The sequence below is a fragment of the Corynebacterium sp. MSK158 genome (genome assembly GCF_030229085.1).
In the GTDB taxonomy this organism is placed as follows: domain Bacteria; phylum Actinomycetota; class Actinomycetes; order Mycobacteriales; family Mycobacteriaceae; genus Corynebacterium.
On sequence record NZ_JASPHJ010000004.1, the window covers coordinates 78,351 to 96,649 of the forward strand.

At 59.5% G+C, this 18,299-nt stretch carries 16 protein-coding genes, 3 tRNA genes and 1 pseudogene; 6 read left to right on the top strand and 14 right to left on the bottom strand.

The window, feature by feature from the left end; all coding sequences use genetic code 11:
• Positions 1–44: 44 nt before the first annotated feature.
• The 7 genes and pseudogenes from QP915_RS04700 to rplJ all read right to left on the bottom strand — a co-directional run bounded on the left by QP915_RS04700 (position 45) and on the right by rplJ (position 10,844).
• Positions 45–4,040: a DNA-directed RNA polymerase subunit beta' gene (locus QP915_RS04700; protein WP_284768296.1), complete on the bottom strand. Its 3,996-nt coding sequence runs from the start codon at positions 4,038–4,040 to the stop codon at positions 45–47.
• Positions 4,041–4,146: 106 nt separating this feature from the next.
• On the bottom strand, positions 4,147–7,641 hold the full coding sequence (gene rpoB / locus QP915_RS04705) for a DNA-directed RNA polymerase subunit beta (RefSeq protein WP_284768297.1): 3,495 nt from the start codon (positions 7,639–7,641) through the stop codon (positions 4,147–4,149).
• A 384-nt stretch (positions 7,642–8,025) separates the two neighbouring features.
• The gene (gene pgfA, locus QP915_RS04710) at positions 8,026–9,042 is read right to left on the bottom strand and encodes a cell envelope lipid trafficking protein PgfA (RefSeq protein WP_284768298.1); all 1,017 of its coding nucleotides are present in this window, start codon (positions 9,040–9,042) and stop codon (positions 8,026–8,028) included.
• Between the two features lie 71 nt (positions 9,043–9,113).
• A complete protein-coding gene (locus QP915_RS04715) occupies positions 9,114–9,446 on the bottom strand; it encodes a HigA family addiction module antitoxin (protein WP_284768300.1) in 333 nt (110 codons plus the stop codon).
• Positions 9,421–9,701 (bottom strand): annotated as a pseudogene (locus QP915_RS11710) (type II toxin-antitoxin system RelE/ParE family toxin). Before QP915_RS11710 ends, QP915_RS04715 begins: the two are co-directional and overlap by 26 nt.
• 143 nt (positions 9,702–9,844) lie before the next feature.
• Positions 9,845–10,234: a 50S ribosomal protein L7/L12 gene (rplL, locus tag QP915_RS04730; protein ID WP_023020528.1), complete on the bottom strand. Its 390-nt coding sequence runs from the start codon at positions 10,232–10,234 to the stop codon at positions 9,845–9,847.
• 88 nt (positions 10,235–10,322) lie between these two features.
• Positions 10,323–10,844: a 50S ribosomal protein L10 gene (gene rplJ, locus QP915_RS04735; RefSeq protein ID WP_284768303.1), complete on the bottom strand. Its 522-nt coding sequence runs from the start codon at positions 10,842–10,844 to the stop codon at positions 10,323–10,325.
• A 313-nt stretch (positions 10,845–11,157) separates the two neighbouring features.
• On the opposite strand from rplJ, the gene QP915_RS04740 reads away from it, so the two are divergent.
• Both QP915_RS04740 and QP915_RS04745 read left to right on the top strand, forming a co-directional pair.
• Positions 11,158–11,325, top strand: coding sequence for a deoxyribodipyrimidine photo-lyase (locus tag QP915_RS04740; RefSeq protein WP_284768306.1), 168 nt, complete (start codon positions 11,158–11,160; stop codon positions 11,323–11,325).
• Positions 11,303–11,626: a hypothetical protein gene (locus tag QP915_RS04745; protein WP_284768308.1), complete on the top strand. Its 324-nt coding sequence runs from the start codon at positions 11,303–11,305 to the stop codon at positions 11,624–11,626. Before QP915_RS04740 ends, QP915_RS04745 begins: the two co-directional genes overlap by 23 nt.
• Positions 11,627–11,710: 84 nt before the next feature.
• On the opposite strand, the gene rplA is transcribed toward QP915_RS04745, so the two are convergent.
• The 7 genes from rplA to QP915_RS04780 all read right to left on the bottom strand — a co-directional run bounded on the left by rplA (position 11,711) and on the right by QP915_RS04780 (position 15,091).
• Positions 11,711–12,415 carry a 50S ribosomal protein L1 gene (gene rplA / locus QP915_RS04750; RefSeq protein ID WP_284768310.1) on the bottom strand — a complete coding sequence of 235 codons (705 nt, stop codon included), beginning with the start codon at positions 12,413–12,415 and terminating at the stop codon, positions 11,711–11,713.
• Between the two features lie 68 nt (positions 12,416–12,483).
• The gene (gene rplK / locus QP915_RS04755; RefSeq protein WP_049358678.1) at positions 12,484–12,927 is read right to left on the bottom strand and encodes a 50S ribosomal protein L11; all 444 of its coding nucleotides are present in this window, start codon (positions 12,925–12,927) and stop codon (positions 12,484–12,486) included.
• 172 nt (positions 12,928–13,099) lie between these two features.
• Entirely contained in the window at positions 13,100–14,020 is a 921-nt protein-coding gene (gene nusG, locus QP915_RS04760; protein WP_284768311.1) for a transcription termination/antitermination protein NusG, read from the bottom strand.
• A gap of 127 nt (positions 14,021–14,147) precedes the next feature.
• Positions 14,148–14,480: a preprotein translocase subunit SecE gene (gene secE, locus QP915_RS04765; RefSeq protein WP_284768313.1), complete on the bottom strand. Its 333-nt coding sequence runs from the start codon at positions 14,478–14,480 to the stop codon at positions 14,148–14,150.
• Positions 14,481–14,692: 212 nt separating this feature from the next.
• Positions 14,693–14,765, bottom strand: a tRNA-Trp gene (locus QP915_RS04770).
• 140 nt (positions 14,766–14,905) lie between these two features.
• A tRNA-Met gene (locus tag QP915_RS04775) sits at positions 14,906–14,977 on the bottom strand.
• A 38-nt stretch (positions 14,978–15,015) separates the two neighbouring features.
• Positions 15,016–15,091, bottom strand: a tRNA-Thr gene (locus QP915_RS04780).
• A gap of 165 nt (positions 15,092–15,256) precedes the next feature.
• On the opposite strand from QP915_RS04780, the gene QP915_RS04785 reads away from it, so the two are divergent.
• The 4 genes from QP915_RS04785 to deoC all read left to right on the top strand — a co-directional run bounded on the left by QP915_RS04785 (position 15,257) and on the right by deoC (position 18,297).
• On the top strand, positions 15,257–15,388 hold the full coding sequence (locus QP915_RS04785; protein WP_284768314.1) for a hypothetical protein: 132 nt from the start codon (positions 15,257–15,259) through the stop codon (positions 15,386–15,388).
• A gap of 141 nt (positions 15,389–15,529) precedes the next feature.
• On the top strand, positions 15,530–16,255 hold the full coding sequence (deoD, locus tag QP915_RS04790; protein WP_284768315.1) for a purine-nucleoside phosphorylase: 726 nt from the start codon (positions 15,530–15,532) through the stop codon (positions 16,253–16,255).
• 15 nt (positions 16,256–16,270) lie between these two features.
• On the top strand, positions 16,271–17,638 hold the full coding sequence (locus QP915_RS04795) for an MFS transporter (protein WP_284768316.1): 1,368 nt from the start codon (positions 16,271–16,273) through the stop codon (positions 17,636–17,638).
• Positions 17,639–17,649: 11 nt separating this feature from the next.
• Positions 17,650–18,297 (top strand): deoxyribose-phosphate aldolase, encoded by a 648-nt coding sequence (deoC, locus tag QP915_RS04800; protein WP_284768317.1) that lies wholly within the window; start codon positions 17,650–17,652, stop codon positions 18,295–18,297.
• Positions 18,298–18,299: the final 2 nt, after the last annotated feature.

Consider the following 18,299-nt stretch of genomic DNA (forward strand, 5'->3'; position numbering starts at 1 on the left):
GCGGGGCCATTTATTTCCCGCGTTAACGCAAATTGAACTGCACGTTAGAAGGTGAAGTCCTCATCCAGCGGGACGGAAGCGCCGGTGAATTCACCGAAGCCGTCATCGCCGTAGATGGAATCGCCGTAAGTCGGAATCGAGTATGCGGCGTTGCGCGCAGCCTCGGTCGGCTTGACGGAGATATTGCGGTAGCGGGAGATACCCGTACCGGCCGGGATGAGTTTACCGATGATGACGTTCTCCTTGAGGCCAATGAGCTTATCGGAGCGCTTGTTAATAGCGGCGTCGGTAAGCACGCGAGTGGTCTCCTGGAACGATGCAGCAGACAGCCAAGACTCAGTAGCCAAGGAAGCCTTGGTAATACCCATAATCTCCGAACGCAGCTGAGCCGGCTCACCGCCCTCTGCAACCTGGGCAGCGTTGAGGTGCTTAGCCTCAGAGAGGTCGATGAGGTTACCCGGCAGCAAGTCCGTGGTACCTGCATCAATGACGGTGCCGCGGCGCAGCATCTGGCGGATGATGATTTCGATGTGCTTATCGTGGATAGCCACACCCTGGGTACGGTATACAGCCTGAACCTCGTTAATGAGGTGCTGCTCCACGCCACGGCGGCCGAGGACCTCGAGCACGTCGTGCGGGTCAGCCGCACCACGCATGAGGCGGTCACCGGTCTCAACATGGTCGCCGTCCTTGAGGGAACGCTCAATCATGGCGTCCGGGTTGGACTCCATCGGGCGACGAACCTGAGCCAGGCCCTGACGCTTGGAGAGCTTCTCATAGACCACGTCATCAGAGCCGTCATCCGGGGTGATGGTCAGGGTCCAGAAGTTGCCCTCATCGGACAGGGAAACAGTGCCGTCAACGGAGGCGATAGGAGCGCGGTTCTTCGGGTTACGGGCCTCGAAGAGCTCCTGCACACGCGGCAGACCGCCGGTAATATCGCCACCGACACCACCCTGGTGGAACGTACGCATGGTCAGCTGGGTACCCGGCTCACCAATGGACTGTGCAGCCACGATGCCAACGGCCTCGCCGATATCGACGAGCTGGCCGGAAGCCATGGACTTGCCGTAGCACTTGGCACACACGCCGGCCGGGGTCTGGCAGGTCAGCACGGAGCGAACCTTGACCTCGGTAACCTTTGCGTCAAGCAACTTCTGGGTGAGCTCCTCGGTGAGGTCGGAGCCGGCCTCGGCCACAACCTCGCCGTTGGCGTCCTTGACGTCGGTCGCGATAACGCGGCCGGATGCGGAGGTCTCCCACAGCTCGGAAAGAACAACCTTGTCGCCGGACTCCTCGCCGATTGGGACGCGGACGCCTTGGCGGGTGCCACAGTCTTCTTCGCGGACGATGACGTCCTGGGCCACGTCCACCAGACGACGGGTGAGGTAGCCGGAGTCAGCGGTACGCAGTGCGGTATCGGCCAGGCCCTTACGGGAACCGTGGGAGTTGTTGAAGTACTCCAGCACGGACAGGCCTTCGCGGAAGGAGGTCTTAATCGGACGGGTGATGTAATCACCGTGCGAGTTCACAACCATGCCCTTCATACCGGCCAGCGTCCAGATCTGACGCATGTTACCGGCAGCACCAGACTTCACAATCATCGGAATCGGGTTGTGGTCCGGGTACATGTTCTCGACGGCCTCACCGACGGTATCGGTAGCGTCCTTCCACAGCTCAACCAAGCGGTCGTAGCGCTCGCGCTCGGTCAGGGCGCCCTGCTCCCAGTACTTGCGCTCGATGCGCTCTGCTTCCTTCTCATAAGACTCAAGGATCTCGGTCTTATTCGGCAGAACCAGAACGTCAGACATGGTGATGGTCACGCCGGAACGGGTTGCCCAGTAGAAGCCGGCGTCCTTCATGTTGTCCAGCACCTGAGCAACGGTGATCATCGGGTACTTATTGGCCAAGTCATTGACCACGTCACCGATGAGAACCTTGTTGCCGGAGCCGCCGCCCTTACGGACCATGATGCCCTCGAGGTACGGGTAGTTCCATGGCAGCAGCTCGTTGAACATCACGCGGCCGATGGTGGTGTAGCCCATCCATGCCTGGCCCTTGGTCCAGCCATCCGGGAACTGCTCTTCCTCGATCTCCTTCGGCGGGCGAAGGTGATCGATGCGGACCTTGATCGGGGCCTGCAGACCAACGGTGCCGCGGTCATAGGCCATGAGGGCCTCAGCGTAGGAGGAGAAGACGCCGGTAGCCGGCTTGTCCTCCTCTGCCTCGCGGAAGCGGCCGTTGCCGCCGATTTCGTCCTCGGACTTGTCCATGGTCAGGTAGTACAGGCCGGTAACCATGTCCAGACGTGGCATGGCCAGCGGCTTACCGGATGCCGGGGACAGAATGTTGTTGGACGCCAGCATCAAGACGCGAGCCTCAGCCTGTGCCTCAGCGGACAGCGGCAGGTGAACTGCCATCTGGTCACCGTCAAAGTCGGCGTTGAACGCCTCACAAGCCAGCGGGTGCAGCTGAATAGCCTTACCCTCAACCAGCTTCGGCTCGAAGGCCTGAATACCCAGGCGGTGCAGCGTAGGTGCACGGTTAAGCATCACTGGGTGCTCAGAAATGGCCTGCTCCAGAACGTCCCACACCTCAGGGCGCTGGCGCTCAACCATGCGCTTGGCGGACTTGATGTTCTGGGCGTAGTCATTTTCTACCAGGCGCTTCATAACGAACGGCTTGAACAGCTCGAGCGCCATGAGCTTCGGCAGGCCACACTCGTGCAGCTTCAGCTGCGGACCAACGATAATAACGGAACGGCCGGAGTAGTCCACGCGCTTACCCAGCAGGTTCTGGCGGAAGCGGCCCTGCTTGCCCTTGAGCAAGTCAGACAGGGACTTCAGCGGACGGTTGCCCGGACCGGTAACCGGACGGCCGCGGCGGCCGTTATCGAAGAGCGCGTCCACAGACTCCTGCAGCATGCGCTTCTCGTTGTTCACGATGATCTCTGGAGCACCCAGGTCGATCATGCGCTTCAAACGGTTATTGCGGTTGATCACGCGGCGGTAGAGATCGTTGAGGTCGGAGGTAGCGAAGCGGCCACCGTCCAGCTGTACCATCGGGCGCAGCTCTGGCGGGATAACCGGGATGGCGTCCAGCACCATGCCGGCCGGATCGTTGCCGGAGCGCAGGAAGGCAGCAACAACCTTCAGGCGCTTCAGCGCACGCATCTTCTTCTGGCCCTTGCCGTTGTTGATGATCTCGCGCAGTTCCTCGGCCTCAGCCTCGAGGTCGAAGTTGCGGACCAGGGTCTGGATGGCTTCTGCACCCATGCCGCCGGTGAAGTAATCCTCGTAGCGGTCAACCAGCTCTTCGTAGATGGTCTCATCGATGATCATCTGCTTTGGAGCCAGCTTGATGAAGGTGTTCCAGATTTCATCCAGGCGGGCGATCTCGCGCTCGCCGCGCTCGCGGATGTGCTGCATCTCCTTATCGGCAGCGTTCTGTACCTTCTTGCGGGCATCTGCCTTGGCGCCGGCTGCTTCCAGCTCAGCCAGGTCAGACTCCAGCTTGGAGGCGCGCTCTGCGATCTCGGACTCGGTATCGTCCTCAACGTCCTTCTTCTCCAGAAGCATCTCTGCTTCCAGGGTGGACTGGTCGTTGTGGCGAGCCTCTTCATCCACGGAGGTGATGATATTGGCCGCGAAGTAAATGATGCGCTCGAGATCCTTCGGAGCCAGGTCCAGCAGGTAGCCCAAGCGGGAAGGAACGCCCTTGAAGTACCAGATGTGGGTTACCGGAGCGGCCAGCTCGATGTGGCCCATGCGCTCACGGCGAACCTTGGACTTGGTCACCTCAACGCCACAGCGCTCACAGATGATGCCCTTGTAGCGGACGCGCTTGTACTTGCCACAAGCGCACTCCCAGTCACGGGTGGGGCCGAAGATGCGCTCGCAGAAGAGGCCGTCCTTCTCCGGCTTCAGGGTGCGGTAGTTAATGGTCTCGGGCTTTTTGACCTCGCCCTTGGACCAGCGACGAATATCGTCTGCGGTGGCCAGACCGATGCGGAGCTCGTCGAAGAGATTTACGTCAAACACGTAATGTCTCCCTTTCATCCTCGTTGTCGAGGAATTGATGGCTTTCTATGAATTAAACGTTTATGCCCAGCCGCGGGGATTTCCCCGCGGTGGACCAAGAAACTAATTAGGCGATGTCAGCGGAGGAACCCTCATCGCGGGACAGGTTAATGCCAAGCGATGGGCTATCCATGTCATCGTCATCAGAGCCAGACAGCTCCATCGGCGTGCCGTCGGTGGAGAGAACCTCCACGTTCAGGCACAGGGACTGCAGCTCCTTGAGCAACACCTTGAAGGACTCAGGGATGCCCGGGTCTGGAATATTGTCGCCCTTAACAATGGCTTCGTAGACCTTCACGCGGCCGACGACGTCATCGGACTTGATGGTCAGGAGCTCCTGCAGGGTGTAGGCAGCGCCGTATGCCTGCATTGCCCACACCTCCATCTCGCCGAAGCGCTGGCCACCGAACTGGGCCTTACCACCCAGCGGCTGCTGGGTAATCATGGAGTAAGGACCGGTGGAACGGGCGTGAATCTTCTCATCGACCAAGTGGTGCAGCTTGAGCATGTACATGTAGCCGACAGAGATCGGGTACTTGTATGGCTCGCCCGAGCGGCCGTCGAAAAGCGTGGCCTTGCCATGCTCATCCACCAGCACATCGCCGTCGCGGTTAGGACGGGAGGAAGCCAGCAGGCGCTCGATCTCGTGGTTGGTAGCACCGTCGAAGACCGGGGTGGCGGTCAAGGAATTCGCAGGGACGTCGTACAGCTCTTCCGGCAGGGTCTTGAGCAGCTCGGCGTTCTTCGGATCCTCGGTATCAACCTTCCAGCCGGCGTGTGCCAGCCAGCCCAGGTGAACCTCGAGGACCTGGCCGATGTTCATACGACGCGGCACACCGTGGGTGTTCAGCAGGATGTCCACCGGGGTGCCGTCTTCCATGAACGGCATATCCTCTGGCGGCAGGATCTTGCCCACAACACCCTTGTTGCCGTGGCGGCCGGCCATCTTATCGCCGTCCTGGATCTTGCGCTTCTGGGCAACGTAGACACGAATCATCTCGTTGACGCCAGGGGCCAGATCGTCATCATCGTCGCGGGAGAAGCGAGCAACGCCAATGACCTTGCCTACCTCACCGTGCGGCACCTTCATGGAGGTATCGCGGACCTCGCGGGCCTTCTCACCGAAGATGGCGCGCAGCAGGCGCTCCTCCGGGGTTAGTTCGGTCTCACCCTTCGGGGTGACCTTACCCACCAGGATGTCGCCGGCGCGGACGTCGGCACCGATGCGGATGATGCCGCGCTCGTCCAGATCGCTCAGGACGTCCTCGGAGACGTTCGGGATCTCGCGGGTGATTTCCTCGGCGCCCAGCTTGGTATCGCGAGCATCGATCTCGTGCTCCTCGATGTGGACGGAGGTCAGGATGTCCTCTTCCACGATGCGCTGGTTGAGGATGATGGCGTCCTCGTAGTTATGGCCTTCCCACGGCATGAAGGCAACCAGCAGGTTGCGGCCGAGGGACATCTCACCATTGTGGGTACCAGGGCCATCGGCCAGAACCTGGCCGGCCTCTACACGCTCGCCCATGGACACCAGCGGGGTCTGGTTGTAGTTGGTGCCCTGGTTGGTGCGCTCGAACTTACGCAGGATGTAGGTATCGCGCTGGCCCTCATCATCCATGATGGTGATGACATCAGCGGTGACGTTTTCGACCACGCCGGCCTTCGGGGTGATAACAACGTCGCCAGCGTCGTACGCAGCGCGCTGCTCCATGCCGGTACCCACCAGCGGGGCCTCGGAGCGCACCAGCGGCACGGCCTGCTTCTGCATGTTCGCACCCATCAGAGCACGGTTAGCATCGTCGTGCTCCAAGAACGGAATCATGGCGGTACCCACGGAAACCATCTGGCGCGGGGAGACGTCAACGTAGTCCACACCGGCGGCGTCGGTAAGCCCGATGTCGCCGTCCTTCAGGCGGACCTCAATACGCTCGCCGGTGAGGTTGCCCTCTGCGTCCTGCTCGACCTCGGCCTGAGCAATAGCGAAGCGGTCCTCTTCATCGGCGGTGAGGTACTCCACCTGGTCGGTGATCTTGCCGTCCACAACCTTGCGGTACGGGGTCTCAATGAAGCCGAAAGCATTCACGCGGGCATAGGACGCCAGCGCACCAATCAGGCCAATGTTCGGACCCTCAGGGGTCTCAATCGGGCACATACGGCCGTAGTGAGAAGCGTGAACGTCTCGCACCTCAATGCCGGCGCGCTCACGAGACAGGCCGCCTGGGCCCAGCGCGGACAGGCGGCGCTTGTGGGTCAGGCCGGACAGGGAGTTGTTGTGGTCCATGAACTGGGACAGCTGCGAGGTACCGAAGAACTCGCGGATAGCAGCAGAGACCGGGCGCACGTTAATCAGGGAGGTCGGAGTGATGGACTCCGCATCCTGGGTGGTCATGCGCTCGCGCACAACGCGCTCCATGCGGGACAGGCCTACACGGACCTGGTTCTGGATGAGCTCACCCACGGTGCGCAGGCGACGGTTACCAAAGTGGTCGATGTCATCCGTGTGCAGGGAGATCATCTCACCGTTCGGCGCCTTCATCTCGCGCTCGCCTACGTGCAGGCGGACCAGGTACTCGAGGGTGACGGCAATGTCTTCCTCAGTCAGGGTCATCAGACCATCGTGGTCGCCGCCGAGCCCCAGCTTGCGGTTGACCTTGTAGCGGCCGACCTTAGCCAGGTCGTAACGCTTTGCACGGAAGAAGGAGTTATCCAGCAAGGACTGAGCCAGCTCACGGGTGGGCTGCTCGCCTGGGCGCTGCTTGCGGTAAATCTCCAGCAGTGCCTCATCGGTGTTCGCTACACCGTCAGACTCCAGGGTCGACATCATGAGCTCGGAGAAGCCGAAGCGATCCTTGATCTGCTCCTCGCTCCAGCCCAGTGCTTTAAGTAGCACGGTTACCGGCTGGCGGCGCTTGCGGTCAATGCGCACGCCGACGGTGTCGCGCTTGTCGACGTCGAACTCCAACCATGCACCGCGGGAAGGAATAACCTTCACGGAGTGCAGCGGGCGCTCGGTGGACTTATCGATCGAGCGATCGAAGTACACGCCCGGGGAGCGCACCAGCTGAGAGACGACGACGCGCTCGGTACCGTTCACGATGAACGTGCCCATATCCGTCATGATCGGGAAATCGCCGATGAAGACGGTCTGCGACTTAATCTCTTGGGTGTCGTTATTAATAAACTCTGCGGTCACGTACAGCGGCGCGGAGTAGTTGATGTCCTTTTCCTTGCACTCATCCACGGTGTTCTTCACCGGTTCAAAGCGCGGCTCCGACAAGGACAGGGACATATTGCCCGAGTAGTCCTCAATCGGCGAGAGCTCTTCAAGGATATCCTCGAGGCCGCTCGTCACGCGGGCGTCATCGCCGCGCTCAGCCTGCTCGCGCTCGCGCCACTCCGGCGCGCCGACGAGCCAATCAAAGGAATCAAGTTGTACGTCAAGGAGACCCGGCAGGGCGATAGGCTCGCTGATTTTTGCAAACGAGTATCGCTTCGGGGCTCCGGGGATATTGGCCACTGACTTGGTCTGGCGGGAGACTGCCAAGATGGGTCCTTCCAGCACCTCACGCGGATTGCCTGCTCGCCCTGGCCGACGAGCCGCAAAACCGCTGGTAATTCTAGCATTCGGTCTGCTGTGGAGTGTCTGGGTTCAGAATGCACAAAATCACCTTGTCAAGTCGGTTTTGCCATCACCGGCCTGAAAGGCTAAATGTGCACCGAAGATCCAGATTCCAGCGCAACGAAACAGCTTATAGGAAAAGACCTGCCATGTAAAGACACACCACTCTTGGGGCGTGTCGCTACCGCGCTAGGGGGCAAGCTCGCGCTCGCCACGGCGCTAACGCGTCCACGTCGCGCGACTGTGCGCGACAACCACCGAGCACCCTACCACTAAAATCTCAATACACCGCAACCCCGGCGGTGATTTTGTTTTCCAGCTGCGCTTTTACCGGCTCGCCGGCACCGCGCTTCCACCGATGCGTCCGCGGTTATGGCGCGAGCGGGCATGCTTATTCTTGCCGCCAAATAGACCGAGTGCGCCTATGATTCCGAGCAGGGTCAACAGTGCGCCGAGGCCGATGGCAACCCACCGCACGATTTCCGCTACGCGGTCGTGCGGGAAATCTGCCGCCTCTTTGAGCAGCGCCTGCTGGTCCTCTTCAGAGGTAGAGCCATTAAAGACGAAAGCGCGCTCGCGGCCCACGCCCTCGCGGTCCGCGTAGTAATCATCGATATCCATATCCATGCCCACCACGAGGCCGGTTTGTTGGTCCACGTAGAAGTCGCGGCTGCCGGAGTGGGTCAGGTAGCCCTGCTCCTCGCCGCCGTCTTCCTTGGGCAGGCTGGTGGTATTGCCATCGGCCGCAAATAGCTGCGCGACGTTGGTCGGCTCAATTTCTTGGTGGTAGCGGTAGACCGTGCGGCCGTCCATCGTGGTTTCTTCTTCAAAGACCGCATCGACGGCCTTGCGCAGCGTCGGGTCAAAGACCGGGTAGTTGGTCTTCTCTGCGCCTGCTGGGAACTTAAGCCAGTAGCCATCCACCGTGACTTTATCCGAAGGCGTAGCAAGCGTATGGCTAAGCGACGCCTCCTCCAGCGCCTCACCACTCAAGCGGTCCACCGGGTAGCTCCATACCTGGGCCTGGCTCAGGTCATTGAGGCCCTCCCCCTCGCCACGCATGCGGGTCTCACCAATGCGCACGGTGGCCTTCTCATCGTCCGAGGGCTCTTGGATATCCATGTTGATTTGGTACGTCATAGGGCCCGAATACGGCGTGGTGCCGTCCTTGGACAGCTGCTGCGAATCCGCAGAATCATCGTGCAGTGTCCACGTACTGCTTTTCAGGTTCAGCGGCAGCCGCGGGGAGTAATCCAAAAACGCCGGCGCCACAATACCGGCGGCGATGAGCGCGACGCCGAGGCCTAGGAGCAGGACGGAAAAAATGCGGGACTTAGGCAGCATGGGGGCTAATTCTACAGCCCGTGGCGGCGATTCCCTGTTTCTACAGGCCGCCCCGCCACGCCGGAATGGTTTTAGGCCGTCTGCGTATTCCAAGCGATGATGCTGCTCGTATCCGTGGTCTGCCGCGCGCACCAGAGATCAAACTCTTCTTGCAGCCCCAGCCAAAACTCTGCCGAATTGCCAAAATAGGCGGAAAGACGGAGTGCCATTTCCGCACTAATCCCAATGCGCCCACGCACCAGCTTGGAAATTTGGGACTTGGAGCTAAAAATGTCCTTGGCCAAGCGGTATTGAGTCAGTCCGAGCGGCTCCAGAAACTCCTCGCGCAGGACCTCTCCAGGGTATGGAACGGGGACGATATCCGAGGACTCTTCCCCCTTATTTGTGATAATCGATGAAGTCAACGTCCACAGCCCCTTTCCCTGTCCACCGGAAGACTACTCTCCACTGCGCATTAACACGGATGGAATAAAATCCGTCCCACTGCCCTTCAGCCTTTCTAAGTGATTCGCTGGTGGAATCCTCAAATCGGCAAGAGAGGCTGCTCGATCAATCATGATGAGTTTGCGGCGCAGTATTCTTCGCAGTTCAGGGGGCACGTACTTTGGCGCCTTACCATCTGTATGAAAGCGCTCTAAGCTACCCCTCCTGAACTCCACAATGCCATAGTGTCACACTTTGACACTATTGGCCATTGCTGTACTACCCGCATTGCGCCCGCGAGCATAAAACGAGGAAACCCCCAGCTCCCACCGCGCGCGGCGGTAAGAGTGGGGGTGTGAAAGCGTAAAGCTCAGTGAAATTACTTGAGCTCGACGGAAGCGCCAGCCTCTTCCAGCTTGGTCTTAGCAGCCTCAGCGTCGTCCTTGGAAGCGCCCTCGAGGATAGCCTTAGGAGCACCCTCGACCATTTCCTTAGCTTCCTTCAGGCCCAGGCCGGAGACGATTTCGCGGACAGCCTTAATAACGCCAATCTTCTTAGCGCCAGCGTCGGTCAGAACGACGTCGAACTCGGTCTTCTCCTCAGCGGCAGCAGCGCCGCCCTCAGCCGGAGCGCCAGCTGCAACAGCAGCAACCGGAGCAGCAGCCTCAACGTCGAATACCTCTTCAAATTCCTTAACGAACTCGGACAGTTCGATGAGGGTCATTTCCTTGAAAGCTTCAATGAGCTCGTCCTTGGTGAGCTTAGCCATGATGGCAAGTCCTTTCTGTGTTGTGTGTGCGCTGCGCGTGATTTATGCCGCGCACACGGTGTTGTAATTGTGCGTCTGTTGTGACGACTTAAGCTTCTGCTTCCTTCTTGTCCTGCAGAGCTGCGACGGTGCGTACAGCCTTGGTTGCAGGAGCGTTGAAGAGAGCGGCTGCCTTCGCCATAGAACCCTTCATAGCGCCAGCCAGCTTTGCGAGGGTGGTCTCGCGGTTGTCCAGCTTGGCGATGGCCTCAACCTGGTCGGCAGACAGTGCGTTGCCGTCCATGTAGCCACCCTTGATGACGAGTGCCTTGTTGTCATCAGCAAACTTGGTGATGACCTTCGCAGCATCCACTGCCTCGCCCTTGATGAACGCAATTGCGGTCGGGCCAGTCAGCAAATCATCAAGACCTTCGATGCCAGCTTCCTTGGCAGCGATCTTGAAAAGGGTGTTCTTGGCGACGGAGTATTCAACGTCAAAGCCCAGATCGTTACGCAGCTCCTGCAGCTGGGATACGGTCAGGCCGCGGTACTCGGTCAATACGACAGAGTTGGCGCCAGCCAGCTTCTCCTTCAGCTCTGCCAGGTCTGCAGTGTTCTTTGGGTTTGCCATTGTCTCTCGCCTCCTTCCAAAACATCTCTTTTATTATTCCGCCGGGGCCTTCCTCGCTTCGGTTGCCCGAAACAACAAAAGCCCCGTGCAAGAGCACAGGGCGCGCGACATAAGAAAATGCCGCGAATAATCGCAAAGTGTCTCCTGCGTGGGCCGCCTCCTAGGATGGAGAACCTTCGATCCAAATGGATGACCAACGGTCTTCGGTGAACTTTGACTCGGCCATGAAGTGGCCGTTCAAACTTCGTGGAAAACACTACCTCCCCACCTCGGTTTCTCCAAATCGCCGTGTGCTCCGCGTAGCATGGCCGCTATGACCAGCCTGATGTGGTTCCGCGATGACCTGCGCCTGCACGATAACCAGGCCCTTTCCCTCGCGGCCGAGGCCGCCTCGCTTGGCGACGCCCCCTTGGTCGCCGTCGTCCTCGACGAGCCCGCCTATCCCGGCACCCGCCCACGTGGCGCCACGACTCGCTCCTAGTCCATACTCCCTACCTTCCACCCGCTTCGGGGAGAGGCTGCCTGCATGGCGGCAAAAGGAAATCTTCCGCGACCCACGCACCGGCTTTGTGGTGGGTGCCTACTGCATTGAAGACGAGGTTATCCTGCGCCGCGAACTGGACTTCCCGGATGGCATTGCCGTGGGAGATACCCTTGCCATTCCGAATACAGCCGGGTATTTTATGCACATCCTGGAGTCTGCTTCGCACCAAATTCCTTTGGCACGCAACGTCTACTTCGATGGCGGCGATTGGGCACCAGACGATATTGACGCCGTGTAGCTGCAGGCGGGCTTAAACATAGAAAAAGGGCTTCGAGGCAATCCTCGAAGCCCTTTAACTTTGAACGCAGTGCGTTAGAACTGCTTACGCGGTGTAATCCTTGACCACGGAACCGTCAACCGGGATGCCCGGGCCGGAGGTGGTGGAGATGGTAGCGCGCTTGATGTAGATGCCCTTAGCGGAAGAAGGCTTCAGGCGCTGGACCTCGTCCATGAGAGCGCCGTAGTTCTCAGCCAGCTTCTCAGCGTCAAAGGATGCCTTGCCGATGATGGCGTGCAGGTTAGCAGCCTTATCAACGCGGAAGGAGATCTTGCCGCCCTTAACCTCAGAGATTGCCTTAGCAACGTCTGCGGTAACGGTGCCGGTCTTCGGGTTCGGCATCAGACCACGCGGGCCCAGGACGCGAGCAACGCGGCCAACCTTGGCCATCTGATCCGGGGTAGCGATAGCAACGTCGAAATCGATGTTGCCCTCGTTGATCTGCTCGATCAGTTCAGCGGTGCCGACGATGTCAGCGCCAGCTTCCTGAGCGGCGGTAGCCTTCTCGCCCTCAGCGAAGACAGCAACGCGAACGTCCTTACCGGTGCCGTTAGGCAGGGAAACGGTGCCGCGAACCAGCTGGTCAGCCTTGCGCGGGTCAACGCCCAGGCGGAAGACTACGTCAACGGTGGCGTCGAAGTTCTTGGAGGAGGTCTCCTTGGCCAGCTTGGTGGCCTCGATCGGACGGTACAGGCGGGACTTATCTACCAGTTCCGCAGCGGCCTTATAAGCCTTAGACTTGGTGCTCATTTAACAATTCCTTTTCTGGATTGGTGTGGTGTTCGGCGGGCCGTAGCTGGCCCTACCACATAAAGTTTTTACTTCTCCGGTGCGCCATCAACGGTGATGCCCATGGAGCGGGCGGTACCGGCGATGATGCGAGCGCCGTTCTCGATGTCACGTGCGTTCAGGTCCGCAAACTTGGTCTCTGCGATTTCCTTGCACTGATCCCAAGACACAGAACCAACCTTGTCGGTGTGTGGGACGCCGGAGCCCTTCTGGATGCCAGCGGCCTTCAGCAGCAGCTTAGCTGCCGGCGGAGTCTTTAGCTTGAAGTCGAAGGAACGGTCCTCGTAGACGGTGATCTCAACCGGAACCACGTTGCCACGCTGGTTCTCGGTAGCGGCGTTATAAGCCTTGCAGAACTCCATGATGTTGACGCCGTGGGCACCCAGTGCCGGGCCAACTGGCGGCGCCGGGTTAGCGGCGCCTGCCTCGATCTGCAGCTTGATGAAGCCGGATACCTTCTTCTTAGGAGCCATCGAATTACCTCTTTCCTGTGTTACCGGGATGTCCGCCACGATGAATAACGGGATCCCGTCCGGATGCTCACCTTCAGTGGGCCACCGGAGGATGAAACGTTTTCTTATACGCACGCCAAAGGCGCACGGCGTTCCAGTTTAGAACACCGTGCGCCCTGCACAAAATCACTTTTTAGGAGATGCGCTCGATCTCGGTCGGCGACAACTCCACCGGGGTCTCGCGGCCGAAGATGGACACCAGGCCCTGCATCTTGCCGGTCTCCGGGTCGATCTCGGAAATGGTCGCGGATACGGCGGCCAGCGGGCCGGACAGGATGGTCACTGCCTCGCCCACCTCGAAGTCGTGCGCATACTTCTTGGCCACTTCCTTCTCCGGCATAGCCACAACCTGCTCGCCCTCTGCCTCGTTCGGGGCAGCATCGCCCTTGGTGGACGGCGCCTCGTTCGGCATGAGGAACTTAGCCACGTCGCGGGTCTTGACCGGGGTGGCGTTGCCCTCGTTGCCCACGAAGGAGGTCACGCCTGGGGTTTCGCGGATAACGGACCATGCGGCGTCGTTAAGCTCAGCACGAACCAAGACGTAGCCCGGCAGCAGCTTTCGCTTCACAATCTTCTTCTTGCCGTCCTTGGTCTCCAGGACCTGCTCAATAGGAACAACGACCTCGAAGATGGAATCTTCTACCTCGAGGGTCTGGGCACGCATGTCCAGGTTGGTCTTTACCTTGTTTTCGTACCCGGAGTAGCACTGGATGATGTACCACTGGCCCGGCTGCTTCTTCAGCTCGCGGGTAAAGGCGCGCAGGCGCTTGCGGTAGGCGGCATCCTCGGACTCGTCTTCGCCGGCCTCAGGGGCTGCGCCCTCGGCCTCTACTTCGGCCGCTGCCGGTTCCACTGCGTCGGTGGACTCGCCTGCAGCGTCGGTGGACTCAGCCGTTCCTTGAGCTTCTTCCGCTGCCGGAGCGGCTGGGGTAGCGTCCTCCTGCTGTGCTTCTTCTACGGAGCTTGCGTGCTCTGCCGCCTGCTCTTGCACGTTGGACTGCATTGCCTCTTCCAGGGAGGTGCCTACGGTTTCGACGTTGTTTTCGTCGCTCATAATTCTTACTCCAAAAAATTCCTCGGCGCGTTGCGTAGGACCAGCCTACCCGCCCGCGTATGGGCAAAAAGTATCCCGCCGTTCCTTTAGCGGAAACAGCGGGATAAAAGATTATGCGTTTATCTTACTAATCTGAGAGAACCTGCTCAACTCCGAGACCTGCCAGGGTGTCAACGCCCCAGACCAAAACGGTCATCACGATAAGGAACCCAAAGGTAATGAGGGTGTACTGCAGCATCTCCTTAGCGGTAGGCCACACCACCTTCTTCATCTCGGACGCGACCTCGCCCGGGAAGGCGGCTACGCCGCCACCTGGGGTGTCATCGTGGTTCTTATCCTCGACGCGGACGACGTGCTTATCGGCGTAGTCCGCGGAGGACGTGGTAGCCGCACCAGAGAGCTGACGCTTACCGGTCGGGCGCGATGCACCCGAATTCTTCGGCTGCTGCTCATCGCTCACAGCTAACCCTCCTTGGGAACTAAATCTAATAGGGCGCTTAACGCGCACCTCCATAACTTTGTCAACCCTAGCAAAGCTTGTACAGCATGAAAAGCTGACCACGGCATTTGCAAGGCGTGGCCTTGACAACATGGTGGCGAGACAAGCGCCACGAAGAAATTAGGGCATGAAGAAACCCCGCCACCTAATGCCAGATGACGGGGTTTACTATGCAGGGGCGACAGGACTCGAACCTGCAACCTACGGTTTTGGAGACCGTTGCGCTACCAATTGCGCCACGCCCCTATTCTTTTATTCCTTGATGCCTCAGCATCAAGCGTTGAAGACCTTACCAGAGCCTTAGTTCCAATCCGAAACTAGGCACCGCCTGGACTGCCTTCAGCGCGGTAATAAAAAAGCGCCCTGCGGGCGCCTTTCTTTCCCGGTAGCGATGGCGAGAATTGAACTCGCGACACAGCGATTATGAGTCGCTTGCTCTACCACTGAGCTACACCGCCATATTCACCTTGGAGGAATTCCTTGCTCCAAACATGAATGGAGCCCCCTGACAGAATCGAACTGTCGACCTTTTCCTTACCATGGAAACGCTCTGCCGACTGAGCTAAGGGGGCACATCCTAGCGTTGAACACATCGCTATTTCGTTGTGCTCTCCGTTGCGGACTCCAATAATCTAACCTGCTTTCAACGTTTTACACAAATCGCCACGTCACGGCGTAAAAATGCATAGCTCCTGTGACACCTTTTCGCGCCTTTTGAAGGCAGTTAGACAAACGGCATGGCAGCCCACCCCTGCGGGCCGCTCGGCCACGCCTCCTACCGTGCGCCGGCAGGCGTGCGAAGGCATGTGGATTGGACGGTTGTGGGAAAAGACGTCGGCAAGCGTGGCAATGCTCACCGTGGGCAGTGACCTCGGCACGGACGCTGGTCGCTGAGTCCAGTGAGGCTTTCCGCAGTTGTTGAAAAGCTGCAAACAAGGCCATTGATTCGAGGCCCTGAGGGTTTAAGCTGGGTGTGTAAAATCCCACACCCCATACCGAGGAGCGCAGATATGTCCGCTACCGATATTGCCACCCCACACATCAATCCGCATGGCGCACCCATTGCGGAAACCATCCTCCTGCCCGGTGACCCGCTGCGCGCGAAGTTCATCGCCGAGAACTTCCTGGAAAATACCGTCCAGTTCAACGGTGTGCGCAATATGCTGGGGTTTACCGGCACTTTTAACGGCAAGCCCATCTCCGTCATGGGCTCCGGCATGGGCATTCCCTCCATCGGCATCTACTCCTGGGAGCTCATCCACAACTACGGCGTAAAGAAGCTCATCCGCGTTGGTTCCATTGGCGCCATGCAGGAAGACATTGAGCTGCACGATGTCATCGTCGCATCGTCGGCCTCCACCGATTCCAACTTCTTGAGCCAGTACAACCTGCCGGGCAGCTACGCCCCCACCGCCTCGTGGAAGCTCCTCAAGGCTTTGGTGGATCAGGCCGAAAAGCAGCAGGCCCACATCCACGTGGGCAATATTTTGAGCTCGGATATCTTCTATAACTTTGACCAGAGCGTTAACGAGCGCTGGGCGCATATGGGTGTGCTCGGCGTAGAGATGGAATCTGCAGCGCTCTATGCCACCGCGGCTGAGGCCGGCGTCGACGCGCTGGGGCTTTTCACCGTCTCCGACAACCTGGTGCATGATACCCACCTCTCCGCGGAAGAGCGCCAGACCGCCTTCCGCACCATGATTGAACTCGCGCTTCCGCTCAACGCGCTCGACTAAAAGGAACCTCTCCCCGTGACTTCCACCCACCCCACCGCTTCCCCGCAGGAAAAGCGGCCAGGCTCCGCGGTAAACCCCAAGGTTGCCGTACCCATCCTGCTCTTTGTCTTCGTCTTCTCACTGGTTATTGATAACGGCTTTAAGACGATGACCATGCCGATCGCCGAGGCGCTCGACATCTCCGTTAAAACCGCCTCCCTCCAGGCTTCCCTCGCCGGCGTGATCATCGGCATCGGCGCCGTGGTCTACGCCGCGCTGGCGGATTCCATCTCCATCCGCAAGCTCATGCTCACCGGCGTTGTCCTCATCGCCGTGGGCTCACTTTTGGCCTTCGCCTTTTCCAGCTTCTGGCCCATGGTTCTTACCGGCCGCCTCATCCAAACCACGGGCCTTGCCGCCGCGGAGACGCTGTATGTCATTTACGTGACCAAGCACTTGAGCGAGGCCGATCAAAAGACCTACCTCGGCTTTTCCACCGCCGCCTTCCAAGCCGGGCTGCTCATTGGCGCGCTGACCTCCGGCTTTATTTCCACCTATGTCTCGTGGACGGCGATGTTCCTCATCCCGCTCATTCTCATCCTGGCCATCCCGCCGATCATCAAGCTGGTGCCAGAAGATGAGGCTGTGGAAGGCCACCTCGATGCCCTGGGCCTGTTTTTCATCGCGGCCTTCGCCACCGGCCTAACCATGTTTATGCAGGAATTCAACTGGGCATGGCTCATCTTTGCTTTCCTTGGCGTCGTGGGGTTTATCATCCACATCGGCGACGCCAAGCACCCCGTGGTCACCCCGGAATTCTTTACTAACGGCCGCTACGTGTGGACCATCCTCATGGTCTTCTTCGTCTACTCCACCCAGATGGGTTTTATCTTCCTGCTGCCATTTGCCGCGCACGACCTGCATGGCATGAACATCGATAAGGCCTCCCTGCTGATGATCCCGGGCTACGTTTGCGCCATCCTCATCGGTATTTTCTCCGGCAAGATCGGTGCGGTTTTATCCTCCCGCGCCACCATCTACACCGCCTTCGGCCTGGTTGCCGGCGCACTAGTGGTGGCCGCGCTCTTTGTGCAGCTTCACGTCGCCGTACTCATCCTGGCCATCGTGGCCTTTGCCTCTGGCTTTGCGCTGATGTACGCCCCGCTGGTCAATACCGCGCTGCGCAATATCACCGCCGCCAAGTCCGGCATCGCGATTGGCTTTTATAACCTGACCATCAATATCGCCATCCCGCTGGGCATTGCCTATACGGCGAAGCTGCAGGACCTCACCAGCTATAACACCGTGCTGTGGATCCTCGCGGCCGTCGCCGCCATCGGCATTGCCCTGTACATCGTCTCTGACCTCAAGATGGCCCGTTCCGAATCCCGCCTCACCCGCTAAGGAGAACAATTATGACTTCCCGCACCGACGTTGCATCCATCATCGACCACACCCTGCTCAAGCCGGAGGCCACCCCGGAACAGTTCCGCGCCTTGGTGAATGAGGCGGCCGAGCTGGGCACCTATTCCGTCTGTGTTTCCCCGTCCGCCCTGCCCATCGAGGTTCCTGATTCGCTGCATATTGCTACCGTCGTGGGCTTTCCTTCCGGTGCTGTAAAGCCGGAGATTAAGGCCGCTGAGGCGGCCCGCGCGGTTGCCGATGGTGCCAAAGAGGTGGACATGGTCATCAATATCCCGCTGGCCATCGAGGGCCGCGCCGAGGATCTGCAGGCCGAAATCCAGGCCGTGCGCGATGCTATCCCAGGCAAGGTGCTCAAGGTCATCATCGAGTCCGCCGCGCTTTCCGACGACGCCATTGTCCTCGCCTGCAAGGCCGCCGCAGCCGCCCAGGCGGACTTTGTGAAGACCTCCACTGGTTTCCACCCGGCCGGCGGCGCCTCCGTACACGCCGTTAAGCTCATGCGCGAGACCGTAGGCGACAAGCTAGGCGTGAAGGCCTCTGGCGGCATCCGCACCGCCAAGGATGCCTTGGCCATGATTGAGGCCGGCGCAACCCGCCTGGGCTTGTCTTCCTCCGCCAAGATCCTCGAGGAGCTCTAAGC

What these genes read in the sequence shown, in the direction of transcription:
- QP915_RS04740 (WP_284768306.1), top strand. Translation starts at nt 11,158, where the DNA reads ATGACCAGCCTGATGTGGTTCCGCGATGACCTGCGCCTGCACGATAAC.
- nusG (WP_284768311.1), bottom strand. Translation starts at nt 14,020, where the DNA reads ATGAGCGACGAAAACAACGTCGAAACCGTAGGCACCTCCCTGGAAGAG.
- rplJ (WP_284768303.1), bottom strand. Translation starts at nt 10,844, where the DNA reads ATGGCAAACCCAAAGAACACTGCAGACCTGGCAGAGCTGAAGGAGAAG.
- pgfA (WP_284768298.1), bottom strand. Translation starts at nt 9,042, where the DNA reads ATGCTGCCTAAGTCCCGCATTTTTTCCGTCCTGCTCCTAGGCCTCGGC.
- rplA (WP_284768310.1), bottom strand. Translation starts at nt 12,415, where the DNA reads ATGAGCACCAAGTCTAAGGCTTATAAGGCCGCTGCGGAACTGGTAGAT.
- deoC (WP_284768317.1), top strand. Translation starts at nt 17,650, where the DNA reads ATGACTTCCCGCACCGACGTTGCATCCATCATCGACCACACCCTGCTC.
- rplL (WP_023020528.1), bottom strand. Translation starts at nt 10,234, where the DNA reads ATGGCTAAGCTCACCAAGGACGAGCTCATTGAAGCTTTCAAGGAAATG.
- deoD (WP_284768315.1), top strand. Translation starts at nt 15,530, where the DNA reads ATGTCCGCTACCGATATTGCCACCCCACACATCAATCCGCATGGCGCA.
- QP915_RS04785 (WP_284768314.1), top strand. Translation starts at nt 15,257, where the DNA reads ATGGCAGCCCACCCCTGCGGGCCGCTCGGCCACGCCTCCTACCGTGCG.
- rplK (WP_049358678.1), bottom strand. Translation starts at nt 12,927, where the DNA reads ATGGCTCCTAAGAAGAAGGTATCCGGCTTCATCAAGCTGCAGATCGAG.